This is a genomic window from Dyella choica, assembly GCF_003977665.1.
In the GTDB taxonomy this organism is placed as follows: Bacteria; Pseudomonadota; Gammaproteobacteria; order Xanthomonadales; family Rhodanobacteraceae; genus Dyella_B; species Dyella_B choica.
The window spans coordinates 425,787-440,461 of the sequence record NZ_RYYV01000001.1; the positions used below are offsets into that span (position 1 = coordinate 425,787).

Sequence of the window (14,675 nt, forward strand, 5' to 3'; positions counted from 1 at the left end):
GATCATCACAGCGCCCTTGAGGTTTTTAATGAGCACACGCAAGCACGGCCGAAACGTCCTGGCCGCATGGATTGCCGCCAGCCTGCTGGGCGGCGTTTTCGCAACAGCCGTTCACGCCGACGACCACGGCACGGCGCAGCAGACGCAGGACCCTGCATCGGTACAGGACAGCTCGCCGCAGTCGACGACCTCCTCCTCCCAAAAGGATGTCAGGCAACTCAAGCAGGTCTCAGTCAGCGCCACGGTGCAGACAGTTCCGCTTACCGCGGCCTACACCCAAGGCCTGATCGACGAAGACACCTTGCGCAATCTGTCGCCCGGTCCGACCGTCAGCGTGCAGACCATGCTCAATCAGCAACCGTCGGTCTTTGCCTATGCCAACGGCCCGAACGGCGTGGAAACCACCATCTATGTGCGCGCCTTCAATTCCAGCCAGTTTTCCGAAACCTTCGACGGCGTGGCGCTCAACGACCTGTTCAACGGCGGCGTGACCAACCAGGCCGAAAACCGCAACAACGTGCTGTTGATTCCCGGCAACCTGCAGTCCGTGGAAATCTACCGCGGCATCAACAATCCGGCCGTCAACTCCTACAATTCGCTAGGCGGCACCGTCAACTTCGTGCCGCGGCAGCCGGACGATACGATGGGTGGAACGGTCGGCGCCAGCTATGGCAGCTTCAAGAGCTGGGACTACCACGCCACCTTCAACACCGGTGACTGGAATGGCGTGAAGCAGGTGTTTTCGTTCGAACACTCGGCCAGCCGCGGCTGGATCGACAACACCGGCGACCACAACAACAATTTCTACTGGGGTTTGACCTACGATTTCAACGACAACAACCGGCTGTCGAACTATCTTTTGTTCAACAACAACAAGGGCTTTTCGCCGTTCAACATGCCGGCGCCGCTGCAGCAGCAGTATGGCCGTAACTATCAATGGCCGCTGAGCTGGACCAACTCGCCCATCAAGGACACCAACTGGATGGACATCATCGAGCTGAAGTCGAAATTCAGCGACGATATCCAGTTTCAGAACAAGCTGTTCTTCGGCCGCAACGACTACCTGCGTACCTCTTTCTCGAACCCGGCGTTCCAGCAGAGCGCCAGCCAGCCCTACAACCTGGAAGACAACCCCAGCTCGTTCGCGTTCTGGCTGGGCAATCCCAACGGCCCGACCTACGATCCGGCCTCGGTATTCGGTTCAGTGCAGAACGGCACCGACTACCACTTCTACGGCTATACGACGAAAGGCGTTGGCGATACACCGACCCTCACGCTCAAGCTGCCGCAGAATGAAGTCGTCATCGGCGCCAATGCCACCTACGGGGAGCTTTACTCGCGTGAGTACTGGTATGGCTCGGCCCCGGTACCGAAGATTCTTGGTTACAATGACACGTGGGATGAACACGATCATCGCACGCTGACATCATTCTTCGTGCAAGACACGATAAGCCTGTTCGATAACACCCTGCATCTCACGCCGGGCGTGAAGTACATCTACGCCAGCACGACGGACCGCGACGCGGTAGGCATCTACTACCCGATTGCCGGCGAAGTGCACGATACCGAACACTTCGTGTCACCCACTTTCGGCATCAACTATCAGCTCATCGATGGCTTGAACGTCTATGCCTCGTACGGCAAGAACTTCAAACTGCCAGACATTTCGGCCTATTACGGCGCGTTCCAGACCGACGCCAATGGCAACAACACCATCGCCCCGCCGCATGTGAAACCGGAATACGTGCAGGATTATGAAGTCGGCATCCGTTATCAGGTCGACGGCTTCAGCGCGATGGTCAACGGCTATCGCGAAAACTTCCGCAACACCTTCGTCACCGTCACCAATCCGGTGAGCCTGCTCAGCACCTTCACCAACGGCGGCAGCTCCCGCTACCAGGGTGCGGAACTGCAGCTGCAGAACAACTTCGGCTCGGTAGGAGTAGGCGACCTGAGCGCCTACTTCAATTATGCGCACAACCAGGCCAAGTTCACCTCCAGCTTCACTTCCGATTTCGCCGGACAGGTCAACGCCGGACAGCCGCTTGCCGGCGTCCCGCAGAACCTGATCAGCGCCGGCTTCGTGTGGAAGTACGAAGGCTGGCGCTTCAATCTGGATGCGCGTTTCGTCGACAAGCAGTACATCGACCAGCTCTTTGCCGGTACGCCGACCGCATCGACCATCAAGCCGTATGCCGTAGTCAACTTGGGCGTCAGCGATACGATCCGCCTTCGGGATTCGGGTTTCGGCAAGCAGATCCGCCTCGGCCTGAATGTTGACAACCTGCTCGATCGCCAGTTTTTGAATACGGCGTTTACGGATACCGACTACTTCGGCAACAACTTCGTGCGCGGGGTCATTGCGCCGCCACGGACGATCACCGGAAGCGTCGACGTCGATTTTTGAACCTGCCGCATGGACTGCCTCCCCCTCCCTGCAGGGGGAGGCAGATTGACAGCAAGCTCAGTCCATCAATGCCAGCACGCACGCATCCGCGCCGCAGCTACGGCAGCAGACCGCGAAGATCGACAGGCCTGGCGAGGCAAGCATCGGTCCGAGCAAGCCTTCCAGGTAACCGCTGAAGAACTTGCAGCTCGAGCGGCCTTGTTGCGTGCACAAGGGGCTGTTGCGGATATGCAGCTGGTTGCCGGAATAGTCCACTTCGGCCAGTGCACGTAACGCTGGAACGCCGATGAATTGCATGGCTTCGTCCAAGCCCATCTTTGCCGTCGCTGCATGATTGCGCTCACGCAGCCAGGCGCCGATGCGTTGACCGGCCATCGACAGGGATGACTCGCGCGCCCCTTCTTCCACTGACTGCTCCAGCTTTTTCACCCACGGAAAGATCTGCGGGTAATCGCCCGTCAGTTTCGGCAGCAGCTTCTCCACCTCCGCCTGATCCGCATCGAGCTCGACCGATTCCCGGAAAGGCTCCACCGGTGCGGTTACAGGGGGTGGCGCTGAAGCGGGAGTGCGCATTAAGGCAAACTCCGGCTCAGGTTCGGGTTGCAGCGGTGGCCGCGGCTTTACGAAGGCCTGCACAACCTCCGATGCGGTCGACGTCCGTTCCACTTGCGCCACCGTACCAGCCGCCTTGGGCGAACGACTGGCTTCCTCCGGCTTAGGCTTTTCGGCAGGCGGCGCCGGTGGCGGTGGAGGGACGTAGTTGGCTGCGACCGGACGTGACGCTGCAAAATGCTCTTTCGGCGAGCCCTCTACGAACGGCGATATTTCGAAACTGATGATGCGCTCATGCGTATCCAATTTCTCTTCCAACGCGCGCTGCTTGCGCGCGGGCCCGCGCACGACCATGGTAAGCAGCACGCCATTGTGGTCATCTGCCAGGCGCTGTCGAACGAGCGCAAAACCGCACGCTATGATGGTTCGCCCGACGTCGACAAGCAGACCCTCTCGCGCAAGCGAGAGCGCCTGTACTTCCAGCTCGATCATTGCCCCCCCTGGGTTCGATGCTGGTGGTTCAGTACGAGATTATGACCGGTTTTGCCCAGCGTTACTGTGATGGGGTGGCATGCTACGGCGCTAAACGGGTTGCCGGTGTGGCTTTCCACTACACATGAGCAGGACTCCTGTGTCCGCGCCAGAATGAAAAGACCCACAGCACGCCCGCCAAAGCACCGACGATCGCGCTGAATGCGCTGAACCTGCTCAATCGCCGTTATTTGATGCTGCCGTCCAGCCCGACGATTTCGGCGGGCGTGTCATCGCCAACGTATTACGTGGGGGCGCCGCGCCAATGGTATTTGACGCTTAGTACGGAATGGTTCTGATACCCCCTCCTGCCTCATTGACCCTTGCATGCAGGAGGAGGTTCTGGAAAGACGCATGCTTGCGGAATTCGCGTAGGCTGGGATGACAATCCCAGCATCGCTGCAGGTTCGCGCACGGCGATGCTGGGTTTTGCAACCCAGCCTACTCGCTTGCTCAGGTCTTGCGGCTGAGGATGATTCTCGCCGCACGATCCCCCTTGATATACAGCCACAGCCAATTCAACGCCACCAGCAGCCGATTGCGTACCCCGATCAGGAAGTAGATGTGCGCAAGCGCCCACACGACCCAGGCCATGCGGCCGCGAAGCTTGACGCGGCCGAAGTCCACCACCGCCGTATGCTTGCCGATGGTGGATAGATTGCCGTAGTTGCGGTATTGGAACGGGCGCGGCGCGAAGTGATGATTCAGGCGCGCGCTGATCACTTCGGCCACATACCGACCTTGCTGCTTCGCCGCGGGCGCCAGACCGGGAACCGGCTTGCCGTTTTCCTGTTCAACCAGGGCGGTGTCGCCGATCACGAAAATGTCCGGGTGCGCGGGAACCGTGAGATCGCGTTCGACCTTCACGCGACCGGCCTTGTCGGCAGAAGCACCCAGCCACTGCGCAGCGGGCGATGCGCGCACGCCTGCCGCCCAGAACACTGCACCGGCGTCTATGCGTTTGTCTTTGCAAATAACCCCCTCTGCATGGCATTCGGTCACCGGACAATTCAGCATGAGGGTGACGCCGAGCTGTTCCATGGTGTGTTGCACGTAGCCTGCCAGCGACTCTGGAAAACTGGACAGCACCCGCGCGGCAGCTTCGACCACGATAACGCGCGTCTGACGCGTGTCGACGCGACGAAATTCACCAGGCATTTCCTCGCGCGCCAGTTCGGCAATGGTGCAAGCCAGCTCCACGCCCGTGGCGCCTGCGCCGATCACCACGATAGTCTGCAAGGTCTGCCGCTTGTTTGGATCGGGTTCCCGCTCTGCCTGTTCGAATACGGTCAGCAAATGCTGCCGGATCGACAACGCATCGCCCAGAGTTTTCAGCCCGGGTGCGAACGGCGCCCACTCGTCGTGGCCGAAATAGGCATGGGTGGCGCCCGTGGCGATCACCAGTGTGTCGTAGGGAATGCGGGTTTCGTCATCCAGCATTACGGTCTTGCCGGCCATGTCGACCCCGTTCACCTCGGCCATCAGCGTAGTGATGTTCTTGAACTGGTGAAGCACGCGCCGGATCGGCCAGGCAATCTGTGAAGTGTCCAGCGCCGCACCCGCCACCTGGTAAAGCAGAGGCTGGAAGACGTGGTGATTGCTGCGGTCGATCAGCGTGACCTCCACCGCTTGATGGCCAAGGCGCCGCGCGGCTTCGAGACCGCCAAAACCGGCGCCTATGATCACGACGCGATGTGGATGGGACGTCGGGTTCAAGCAAACTCTCCTTAGGTTGCGTGACGCTTCTTGGCCGACTGGGGGTACTCGATCCGGCCTATGCATGGCCACCATTTTCGCGCAGGCAAATGAGCGGCGCATAGCTAGCCCGGATCTGCCGCCAGCAGATAGCGCTTGCGGTATTCGGCCGGCGTCACACCCACATGCTTGACGAACGCACGCCGGAACGTGTCGACATTCTGGAAGCCGCACCTAGCGGCCACCTGCTTCGGAGCCCCGTGTGCGGCTTCGAACAAGCCGCGCGCTGCGGCAATGCGCGCCGCCTCCACCCATGCTGCCGGCGTGCTGCCGACCTCGGCATGGAACAGGCGCGCGAAATGGCGCGGGCTCAAGCCGGCGCGCTCGGCAAGTTCCGCCACGCTATGGTCCAGTTCGGGATGCGCCACTATCCAGCGCTGCACCTCCTGCAGAACGGATCGTCCTGCAGGCCGGGCCTCGCCGCTACGGCTGAACTGCATCTGCCCGCCCGGCCGCTTGAAAAACATCACCAGCTGCGATGCCACGCGCATGGCGATGTCCCGTCCAAGGTCTTCCTCCACCAACGCCAGGGACAGGTCCAGCCCCGCCGTGACGCCGGCCGCCGTGCGCAGTTTTCCGTCGCGCACGTACAGCGCGTCTTCGTCCACGCTGATCGAGGGATGGTCCTGACCCAGGCGCGCCGCAGCCGCCCAATGCGTGGTGATGTGTTTTCCCTTCAACAGCCCGGTGGCGGCAAGTACGAATGCGCCCGTGCAAACCGAGCCATATCGGCGCGCGCGCACTGCCATGCCGCGCAGCCAGGCCAACGTTGCGGCCGGCATCGCATAGTCGGCGGCATGGGGAGCCCCCGCTACCAGCAAGGTATCGACACGCTCGTCCGATTCACCCGCCACGCGGTCCGGCAGCAGGCGCACGCCGGATGAGCTGGTGAGCGGGCCGCGCATGCAGGCGATCACCTGCAATGCGTAGTACGCACTCCCTGTCTCGATATTGGCCTGGGCGAACACGTCGAGCGGGCCGGAAACATCCAGCAACTGCACCCCAGGCAGTGCCAGGACCGCAACCGTCTTGGCCATGTCACAGCTCCCGTGTCCGTGATCCGCGCGCGATGGCAGTATATAACATATCACGCTATTTGATGCCATTTCTGCACCAGGCCACACTGGGCCTGCGTTCCCATGCAGGAGATGGCCCATGCCCCTCAACATCAACGGCGTCGGCATTCCCGACAGCCAGCTCGCCCGCGAGATCACCGACCTGGTGCGCGATACCGCGTCACCGCTGCTGTTTCATCATTCAAGCCGCGTCTATTATTTCGGCGCCTTGGCCGGCAAACGCCGCGACCTGTCGTTCGACGCCGAGTTGCTGTACGCCGGCGCCATGTTCCACGACATGGGACTCACCCCCCAGCACCGCAGCAGGGACCTGCGCTTTGAAGTGGACGGCGCCAACGTCGCGCGTGACTTCCTGCGCAGCCACGGCATTGCGCAGGCCGATATCGATACGGTCTGGACTGCCATCGCGCTGCACACCACACCCGGCATTCCAGTCCATATGCATCCGGTGGTCGCACTAGTGACGGCCGGCGTGGAGATGGACGTGCTCGGCATCGACCACCATTGCTTCGGCAAACAGGACCGCGAAGCGGTCGTACACGCGCATCCGCGCGGCGACCATTTCAAGGAGGCCATTATTCACGCGTTCTACGACGGCATCCGGCACAAGCCGGAGACAAGCTTCGGCAACGTGAAAGCGGACGTGATCGCCGACAAGCAACCCGGATACTCGGCCGGCAATTTCTGCAGCGTGATCCGCGGCTCGGCCTGGACGGAATAGCACCTTCCCCGAATGTTGCGTAGTGCGAACGGGACTACGCATCGCCGGGTGTCTCTGCTAGCGTCTAGCCGCCAACACCCACGGGGAAACAAACTATGCGCCTGCGCCGTCTTCAAGCCGGTCTGCTTATCGCAATGAGCCTGGTCGTGCTGCCCGCCTTGGCGGACACGCCCAAGGCCACGCCTACCACGAAGGAGCTGATCGCCAAATCCAGACCGGAAGAGTGGCGCACCCCCGATCCCAACAATCTGCTCTACATGCAGTTGCCGCAAGGCCGCGTGGTGATCGAGCTGGCACCCGACTTCACCCCCCTGCATGCCGCCAATATCCGCACGCTGGTACGCGAGCATTATTTCGACGCCCTGGCGATCATCCGCGTGCAGGACAACTTCGTCACGCAATGGGGCGACCCCAATGACGATGACAACGGCGATAAAACCAAGATCAAGCCGCTAGGCAGCGCCAAGCGCACGTTGCCGCCTGAATACACGCGCACTATCGACCCCAAGCTGGCATGGACGCCGTTACCTGATGGCGACGTTTACGCGCCGCAAGTGGGTTTCAGCGAAGGCTTTCCCGCGGCGCGCGACCCGGCCGGCGGGAGTGAATGGCTGGTGCATTGCTACGGAATGGTTGGCGTCGCGCGCGATGTTGCGCCAGACAGCGGCAACGGCAGTTCCTTGTATGTCGCGATCGGCCAGGCACCGCGCCAGATCGATCGCAATCTGGCGATTGCCGGCCGTGTCATCGAGGGCATGCAGTACCTGTCGGCACTGCCGCGCGGCACCGGGCCGCTGGGTTTCTACACCCAGGCGGCCCAGCGCGTGCCGATCCTGTCGGTGAAGCTGGCGGCCGACCTGCCGCCTGCGCAGCGTGAAAAGCTTGCCCTGCTGCGCACCGATAGCCCCACGTTCGCCGCCATCATCGATGCCAAGCGCAACCGCCATGATGCGTTCTACACGTTGCCGGCCGGCAAGATCGATATCTGCAATATCGATGTGCCGGTGCGTACGGACGCTGCAGCGACCGGACATTGATTTGACGGCATCTCATAACGCCGTCTCTCAACCATGCGGAGATTCAGCTCCCTCCCCTGCCCGTGCAGGGGAGGGAGCAGATTCCCTCTCCCACCATGAATCTGTCCTAAGCGGGTATCCGGCAGGTACACGCCATTTTCGCCTGCATCGTTTTATTTGAGGCGGGCGCCAAACGTATCCTGCACGGCAATCGACGGAGACAGGGAGTGATGCGGCTCGGTCTGAAAATACTGGCCTGGAGCGTGGGCATGGTGGCAGTACTGGTGATCGCACTGGTGCTGTTCATTGCACTGTTCGACTGGAACCGGCTCAAGCCCACGATCGACGACAAGGTCAGCGCAGCCATCGGACGCCCTTTCGTGATCCGTGGCGAGCTGACCGCAGCGTGGCAGCGTGAACCCAGCGAGCCCGGCCTGCGCAGACTGGTGCCGTGGCCGACTTTCACCGCCCGCGCCATCGGCATCAGCAATCCACCGTGGGCCCAGCAATCGCAGCTCGTGCAACTGGACGCGCTGGCGTTCCGGATCTCGCCGTTGCCCTTGCTGCTGCATCATATCTACGTACCTACATTGAGGCTCATCGGCCTGCATGCAGACCTGGAGCGCAACGCCCAAGGCGAAGCCAACTGGCAGCTGGCCCTTGAGGACAACCAACCGCCTTCCCGCTGGAAACCTACGCTGGGCACGGTCGGCCTCGACCAGGGCGATATCACGGTGGACGACGCCAAGACTCGCCTAGACTTGCACGTCACCATCAGACCTCTGCAGCAGGCGATCCCTTACGACCAGATCGTGGCGCAGGCCAGCAACGACGCGCGGACCGACGTGGGGCACGATGTCGGCCGCATGGTGAACGAGGAAAAGACCCCTCCGGACCTTTCCACCGGCGCCAAGCAGACGCTTTACCAATTCGCCTGGAACGCTACCGGCACTTACAGGGGCGATCCGGTGGACGGCAACGGCAAGACCGGCGCGGTGCTGGCCTTGCAACGCGCCGACGAGCCATTTCCAGTGCAGGCGCGCGTGCATATCGACAACAGCAAGATCGCCCTGGTCGGCACGCTGACCGACCCCATGCACCTGGGCGCCTTGAACATGCGCGTATGGTTTGCCGGGACCAGCATGGCGAGGCTCTATCCGATCCTTGGCATCGCCCTGCCGGATACTCCGCCTTTCGCCACGGAAGGGCATCTGTCGGCGCAACTGCACGCACACGGCAGCCATTTCAGCTATCGCGATTTCCGTGGCCGCGTGGGCGAAAGCGATCTGGGCGGCAACATGGAGGTAACAACCAGCGGGCCGCGCCTCAAGCTGAGCGGCGATGTGCACTCGCAATTGCTGCGTTTCGTCGACCTGGGGCCGCTGGTCGGGGCACAGCCAGAGGAACATGGCAACAGCACGCTGCAGCCGCAGAACAAGGCGCTTCCAGTGCAGCAGTTCCATACGAACCGCTTGCTCAGCATGGATGCCGATGTGACTTTCGAAGCGATGCACATCGAACGACCTGGCTCATTGCCCATCGATGCCCTCGGCGCGCACGTCTACCTGGACAACGGCGTACTGAAGTTCAATCCGCTGCGCGCAAGCGTGGCGGGCGGCAGCATCGAGGGCAACCTCAGCATGGATGCCAATACCCAACCGGTGCGCACGACCCTCGACATGCACGCCCACCACCTGCAACTGAAGCAGTTGTTTCCCACCGTGCAGTCGATGCAGACCAGCTTCGGCGAAATCAACGGCGAAGCGAACTTGAGCGGCAACGGCAGCTCGGTTTCGGGCCTGCTCAGCCATTCGGATGGTGAATTGAAGCTGCTGATGAACAACGGTGCGATCAGCAAAACCCTGCTGGAAGCGGCTGGCTTGAACGTCGCCAATGTGGTGATCGAAAAACTGTTCGGCGACAAGACCGTTGAGATCAATTGTGCCGCCGTGGACATGGCCGGCAGCCAGGGCGTATTCACCAACCGCCTGTTCGTGCTGGATACCAGTGATGCCACGGTCGAGGTCAGGGGCACCATCCGCTTCAGCGACGAGCATCTGGATCTGGATGTGGTGCCGCACACGAAGGGCATGCGCTTGTTCTCGCTACGCTCACCGCTGTACGTGAAAGGCACTTTCAAGGACCCGGACGTCGGGGTGAAGCCTGGCCCGCTGCTGCTGCGCGGTGGCGGTGCCGTAGCACTTGCCGTACTGGCGGCTCCGGCCGCCGCTTTGCTGGCGGTGATCGTGCCCAGTCGGGGAGAGCAACCAAACCAGTGCCAGCAGGTGTTATCGCAGTTGCGCAGCGGACCGCTGCCGGGCGGGGCCAGGAAATAGCAAGCTGTGTAAGCTGGGATGACTATCCCTGCAGTACGCGTATTGCAGGCGTGGCAATGCTGGGTTTTGCAACCCAGCCTACAATGGCCCGTCTCCCTTCCCTGTGTCCTTAAGTCCATGCAGCCCGTCACCCAGGCCCGCCTGCAAATCCATTTCTGCGTCTTGCTGTGGGGCTTCACCGCCATCCTCGGTAAGCTGATCACGCTGCCGGCAATGGCGCTGGTGTGTTGGCGCATGCTGCTGGTAAGCGGCAGCCTGCTGCTGATGCCCCGCGTATGGCGCGGCTTGCGTGTCATGCCGATGAAGCTGCGCCTGGCGTACGCCGGCATCGGTGTGCTGGTGGCGCTGCATTGGCTGACGTTCTATGCGGCGATTAAACTCGCCAACGCTTCCGTAGGCGCGACCTGCATTGCGCTAGGCCCGGCCTTTCTCGCCTTTATCGAACCCTGGGTGGCAAAGCGGCGTTTCGATGCGCGCGAGCTGTTGATTGCCGTTGCGGTGGTGCCTGGCGTAGCGATGGTGGCTGGCGGCGTGCCGGGACATATGCGCGTCGGCATTGCGGTGGGCGTGCTGTCGGCACTGTTCGTGGCGCTGTTCAGTTCACTCAACAAGCGCATGGTCGAGCACGGCGAGCCCCTGACCGTCACCTGCCTGGAACTGGGCACGGGCGCACTGTTCCTGGCTTTGCTGACGCCACTGCTGCCGCATGCGACTGCGGCCTTCCAGCTGCCGAATCTGCACGACGCGGTGCTGCTGCTGATCCTGTCGTTCGGCTGCACCCTGCTGCCGTTTTCACTGGTGCTGGTAGCGTTGCGCCACGTCAGCGCCTTTGCCATGCAGATGATCACCAACCTGGAGCCCGTCTATGCCATCGTGCTGGCGATGTTGCTGCTGGGCGAGCAGCGGCAGCTGGATGGCTGGTTCTATGCAGGCGTGACGGTGATTCTTGCAGCGGTGTTCGCGCATCCTCTGCTGCACCGGCAGGACCAGGCGCCGGTACAGGCGGAGTTGCTGGGAACGGCGGAAAGTCACAACCTCGACTGATCAGAGCGTCCCTAGCGTTTTGCCAACCGGTCACGCATGAAATCGATAAAGGCGCGCACTTTGGCGGGTGGCTGCGGATCGGGATACACCGCGTGAATGCCGCCTTCGGGCAGCCGGTATTGCGCAAGCAGCACTTGCAGGCGCCCCGCCTGGACATCCTCCTGCACCAGGTAGTCCGGCAACACCGATACGCCGCCCCCAGCGAGTACCAGCGCACGAATCGCCGCCGCGTTGTTCGCCTGCACCGCCTGGCGCATGCGCACGATACGGCGACTGCCATTGCCGTGCGTGAACGTCCAGCGCAAGGGCGTGGCCATGGCGGACAGCGCAATCCAGCCGTGCATGGCCAGATCCTCCGGCCGGCGCGGCATGCCGTGCTCGGCGAGATACGCAGGCGCGGCCATCACCCATTGGCGAAAATTCCCCAACCGGGTCGCACGCAAGCTGGAGTCGCGCAGCCAGCCAATCCGGATCGCCATGTCGAAACGCTCGGCAATCAGGTCATTGATGGCGTCGTTGATGACCAGATCGACCTGCAACGACGGATGCAGCCGGCGAAATTCGGCCAGCGCCGGAGCAATGACCGCCATGCCGTAATCGGTCGAGGTGGTGAGGCGCAAGGTCCCGCTTGGCTTGCTGCGCTGGTCGCCGACCCTTTCGATGGCGGTCTGGGCCTGCTCGAGCAACGCCACGCAATCGGTGTGAAAGGCCGCCCCCGCCTCGGTCAACGCCATGCGCCGGGTACTGCGCACGATCAGCGTGACACCCAGTTCGCGCTCCAGGCGCAATAGATGCTGGCTGACCATGGCCTTGGTCATGCCCAGCTGCGTCGCGGCGGCAGTGAATGAGCCGGCCCGCACCAGCGCCACGAATACAGCCAGTCGATTGAGATTGACCTGGTCGCCCATGGCCCGATCATTGTCAAACTTTTCTTGACAGTCAATTCTTTATCCGTCCGCTTATCGACCCAATGGGAAAGGCGCATGCTTTCGAGCCATCGCTTCCCTCCCGGAGATCTCGCATGAAACTGGTTCTGTTCGGCGCTACCGGCCATATCGGCCACGCGCTTCTCGATGAAGCCCTTGCACGGGGGCACGACGTTACCGCTGTGGTGCGCGATATCAGCCGCCTCAGACAGCGGCACGACAAGCTGCACGCAGTCGTGGGCGCGGTCGAGCAGCCGGCCATCTGGCAGGCCTATGCCAGGCAAGCAGATGCGGTGGTTGCCAGCCTGTCCCCGCGCCGCGACGGCAACAGCGATACGCTCCCCCACGCTGCGCAGACCTTGCTCGAAGCGCTCAACGGCACCCATCCCAGGCGCCTGCTATGGGTGGGTGGCGCCGGCAGCCTGGAAACCGCGCCCGGCGTGAGGTTGATCGACGATCCGCACTTTCCCGCAGCGTGGAAGCCGGAAGCACAAGCCCATGCGCGCGCACTGGACGTGTTTCGCGCCAGCAAAGCCGACGTCGACTGGACCGTCATCAGCCCAGCCGCGCTGATCGAGGACGGTGAGCGCACCGGCAAGTACCGCGTCGGCGGCGACCAGCTGCTGGTGGATGACCAGGGCATCAGCCGCATTACCGTTGCCGACTATGCGATCGCGCTGCTCGATCAGCTCGACCGGATGGACGCGTTGAAGAAGCGCATCACGGTGGCGTATTGAGACCATGGACTCGATCCAGGGCGAACGCCAGCGTCACGCGGTAGCATAGACGGTGATGTTGGGGGGTTGCACCCCAACCCCCTACACGTGCCTACCACCATGAATTACCGCCACGCCTACCACGCAGGCAATTTCGCCGACGTCCTCAAGCACAGCGTCCTGTTTGCGCTGATCGAAGCATTGAAAGCGAAGGACACGCCCTTCGCTCTGATCGACACGCACGCCGGAAGCGGCTGCTATGCGCTCGACAGCGAAGAAGCCGGCAAGACCGGCGAATACCGCGACGGCATTGCGCGCCTGCTGTTTCCCGACCTGCGGCAATCCGGACCCAGCAAGCTCCCCCCGCTGCTGCGCCATTGGCTCGATTCCATTCTCGCCCTGCCCGGCAACGAGCACGGCCTGAAGCTTTATCCCGGCTCACCGCTGCAGGCCGCGCTCGCGATGCGTGCCACCGACAGTGCGCAACTTTGCGAACTGCATCCGGAGGAAGCAGCGCACCTGCGCGAACTGTTCCATCACGATCGCCGTGTGCACGTGCATCATCGCGACGGTTACGAAGCGCTGAAGGCGTTGCTGCCACCGAAGGAAAAACGCGGCCTGGTGTTGATCGACCCGCCTTACGAAGCGCAGGAAAACGAGTTCCGCCTGATCGAAGCGGCATTGAAAACCGCACTGCAACGCTGGCCCAACGGCGTCTATGCGATCTGGTATCCGATCAAGCTGCGCAGCCAGGTGCAGCCGTTCCTGCGCTGGCTGCAGCATTGCGGTGTGCGCCGTGCCTTGCAGGCGGAATTGCTGGTGCACCCGGACGACTCGCCGCTGCGCTTGAACGGATCGGGCATGGCCATCCTCAATGCGCCTTGGCATCTCGATCAGGCGCTACGAGAACCGCTGCACGCCATGGCACGTTTGTTGTCGCAGGAGCGTGCGGCGGAATGGCGTTTGCACTGGCTGGTGCAGGAGGGCGATGCGCAAACCCCTCAAGCGCACCACACCCGACCGCTACCCCCACCGAGGCGTCCCCGCTAAGCTCGAATCCGCCTCGTGCTGCAAGGACATCGCGATGAATCTCCGTACTGCTTTGCGTCCGCTCGCGCCGCTCGCGCTGCTGTTGCTGGCGGCATGCGCGCCCGCGCCCCTCTACAAAGCCGCGCCCGGCGCGATCTCGGCGCCTCCCATCCAGGTAGCGCACGCCCCGGAGCAGTACGGCAACGGTTCGGTGATCTGGGGCGGCAGCGTCGTTGCCGTACGCAACTTTCCCGACCACACCGAGATGGAAGTGCTGGGCTACCCGCTGGATTCCTCCCAGCGCCCACAGCCGAACGCACAAGGCGTGGGCCGTTTCATCGCGGTCTTTCCCGGTTACCTGGAATCTTTCAACTATCCGAACGGCCGGCTGGTCACGTTGACCGGACAGCTCAACGGCACGCGTGCGGGCTCGGTGGACCAGGCGCCCTACACCTATCCGCTGGTGACCGTGGCGCAATCGCATCTGTGGACGTCGGATGAACTGCGCCAGGGGCATCCGAACATCAGCTTCGGGGTAGGCGTAGGCGTCGGGATCCATTGACCCG

General features: G+C 62.4%; 12 protein-coding genes. 8 read left to right on the plus strand and 4 right to left on the minus strand.

Translation table 11 applies throughout. From position 1 onward, the window contains the following. Positions 1 to 28: 28 nt before the first annotated feature. Positions 29 to 2,407: a TonB-dependent receptor gene (locus tag EKH80_RS02070; protein ID WP_126683047.1), complete on the plus strand. Its 2,379-nt coding sequence runs from the start codon at positions 29 to 31 to the stop codon at positions 2,405 to 2,407. 57 nt (positions 2,408 to 2,464) lie between these two features. Here the strand turns inward: EKH80_RS02070 and EKH80_RS02075 are convergent, their stop codons facing one another. From EKH80_RS02075 to EKH80_RS02085, 3 genes are all read right to left on the minus strand, one after another. Then, entirely contained in the window at positions 2,465 to 3,451 is a 987-nt protein-coding gene (locus tag EKH80_RS02075) for a hypothetical protein (RefSeq protein WP_126683048.1), read from the minus strand. 492 nt (positions 3,452 to 3,943) lie between these two features. Continuing rightward, entirely contained in the window at positions 3,944 to 5,206 is a 1,263-nt protein-coding gene (locus EKH80_RS02080; RefSeq protein WP_230473369.1) for an NAD(P)/FAD-dependent oxidoreductase, read from the minus strand. Positions 5,207 to 5,310: 104 nt separating this feature from the next. Further along, positions 5,311 to 6,282 carry a GlxA family transcriptional regulator gene (locus EKH80_RS02085; protein WP_126683049.1) on the minus strand — a complete coding sequence of 324 codons (972 nt, stop codon included), beginning with the start codon at positions 6,280 to 6,282 and terminating at the stop codon, positions 5,311 to 5,313. 118 nt (positions 6,283 to 6,400) lie between these two features. Here EKH80_RS02085 and EKH80_RS02090 point away from each other — a divergent pair, with 118 nt between their 5' ends. From EKH80_RS02090 to EKH80_RS02105, 4 genes are all read left to right on the plus strand, one after another. Further along, positions 6,401 to 7,042, plus strand: a complete 642-nt coding sequence (locus EKH80_RS02090) for an HD domain-containing protein (RefSeq protein ID WP_126683050.1) — start codon at positions 6,401 to 6,403, stop codon at positions 7,040 to 7,042. A gap of 95 nt (positions 7,043 to 7,137) precedes the next feature. Beyond that, the gene (locus EKH80_RS02095) at positions 7,138 to 8,079 is read left to right on the plus strand and encodes a peptidylprolyl isomerase (RefSeq protein ID WP_126683051.1); all 942 of its coding nucleotides are present in this window, start codon (positions 7,138 to 7,140) and stop codon (positions 8,077 to 8,079) included. A 209-nt stretch (positions 8,080 to 8,288) separates the two neighbouring features. Next, complete coding sequence (locus EKH80_RS02100) at positions 8,289 to 10,394, plus strand: AsmA family protein (protein ID WP_126683211.1); 2,106 nt, start codon at positions 8,289 to 8,291, stop codon at positions 10,392 to 10,394. Between the two features lie 117 nt (positions 10,395 to 10,511). Next, positions 10,512 to 11,438: a DMT family transporter gene (locus tag EKH80_RS02105; RefSeq protein WP_126683052.1), complete on the plus strand. Its 927-nt coding sequence runs from the start codon at positions 10,512 to 10,514 to the stop codon at positions 11,436 to 11,438. A gap of 11 nt (positions 11,439 to 11,449) precedes the next feature. On the opposite strand, the gene EKH80_RS02110 is transcribed toward EKH80_RS02105, so the two are convergent. After that, positions 11,450 to 12,346 carry a LysR family transcriptional regulator gene (locus tag EKH80_RS02110; protein ID WP_126683053.1) on the minus strand — a complete coding sequence of 299 codons (897 nt, stop codon included), beginning with the start codon at positions 12,344 to 12,346 and terminating at the stop codon, positions 11,450 to 11,452. A 113-nt stretch (positions 12,347 to 12,459) separates the two neighbouring features. Between EKH80_RS02110 and EKH80_RS02115 the strand changes: the two genes are divergently transcribed. From EKH80_RS02115 to EKH80_RS02125, 3 genes are all read left to right on the plus strand, one after another. Then, positions 12,460 to 13,101 carry an NAD(P)-dependent oxidoreductase gene (locus EKH80_RS02115; protein ID WP_126683054.1) on the plus strand — a complete coding sequence of 214 codons (642 nt, stop codon included), beginning with the start codon at positions 12,460 to 12,462 and terminating at the stop codon, positions 13,099 to 13,101. 99 nt (positions 13,102 to 13,200) lie between these two features. Continuing rightward, positions 13,201 to 14,130: a 23S rRNA (adenine(2030)-N(6))-methyltransferase RlmJ gene (locus EKH80_RS02120; protein WP_126683055.1), complete on the plus strand. Its 930-nt coding sequence runs from the start codon at positions 13,201 to 13,203 to the stop codon at positions 14,128 to 14,130. A gap of 34 nt (positions 14,131 to 14,164) precedes the next feature. Next, positions 14,165 to 14,671 carry a Slp family lipoprotein gene (locus tag EKH80_RS02125; RefSeq protein WP_126683056.1) on the plus strand — a complete coding sequence of 169 codons (507 nt, stop codon included), beginning with the start codon at positions 14,165 to 14,167 and terminating at the stop codon, positions 14,669 to 14,671. Positions 14,672 to 14,675 lie beyond the last annotated feature (4 nt).

Excerpts from the sequence above, each read along its gene's own strand:
- EKH80_RS02070 (WP_126683047.1), top strand. The coding sequence starts at position 29 with ATGAGCACACGCAAGCACGGCCGAAACGTCCTGGCCGCATGGATTGCC.
- EKH80_RS02075 (WP_126683048.1), bottom strand. The coding sequence starts at position 3,451 with ATGATCGAGCTGGAAGTACAGGCGCTCTCGCTTGCGCGAGAGGGTCTG.
- EKH80_RS02085 (WP_126683049.1), bottom strand. The coding sequence starts at position 6,282 with ATGGCCAAGACGGTTGCGGTCCTGGCACTGCCTGGGGTGCAGTTGCTG.
- EKH80_RS02090 (WP_126683050.1), top strand. The coding sequence starts at position 6,401 with ATGCCCCTCAACATCAACGGCGTCGGCATTCCCGACAGCCAGCTCGCC.
- EKH80_RS02095 (WP_126683051.1), top strand. The coding sequence starts at position 7,138 with ATGCGCCTGCGCCGTCTTCAAGCCGGTCTGCTTATCGCAATGAGCCTG.
- EKH80_RS02100 (WP_126683211.1), top strand. The coding sequence starts at position 8,289 with ATGCGGCTCGGTCTGAAAATACTGGCCTGGAGCGTGGGCATGGTGGCA.
- EKH80_RS02105 (WP_126683052.1), top strand. The coding sequence starts at position 10,512 with ATGCAGCCCGTCACCCAGGCCCGCCTGCAAATCCATTTCTGCGTCTTG.
- EKH80_RS02110 (WP_126683053.1), bottom strand. The coding sequence starts at position 12,346 with ATGGGCGACCAGGTCAATCTCAATCGACTGGCTGTATTCGTGGCGCTG.
- EKH80_RS02115 (WP_126683054.1), top strand. The coding sequence starts at position 12,460 with ATGAAACTGGTTCTGTTCGGCGCTACCGGCCATATCGGCCACGCGCTT.
- EKH80_RS02120 (WP_126683055.1), top strand. The coding sequence starts at position 13,201 with ATGAATTACCGCCACGCCTACCACGCAGGCAATTTCGCCGACGTCCTC.
- EKH80_RS02125 (WP_126683056.1), top strand. The coding sequence starts at position 14,165 with ATGAATCTCCGTACTGCTTTGCGTCCGCTCGCGCCGCTCGCGCTGCTG.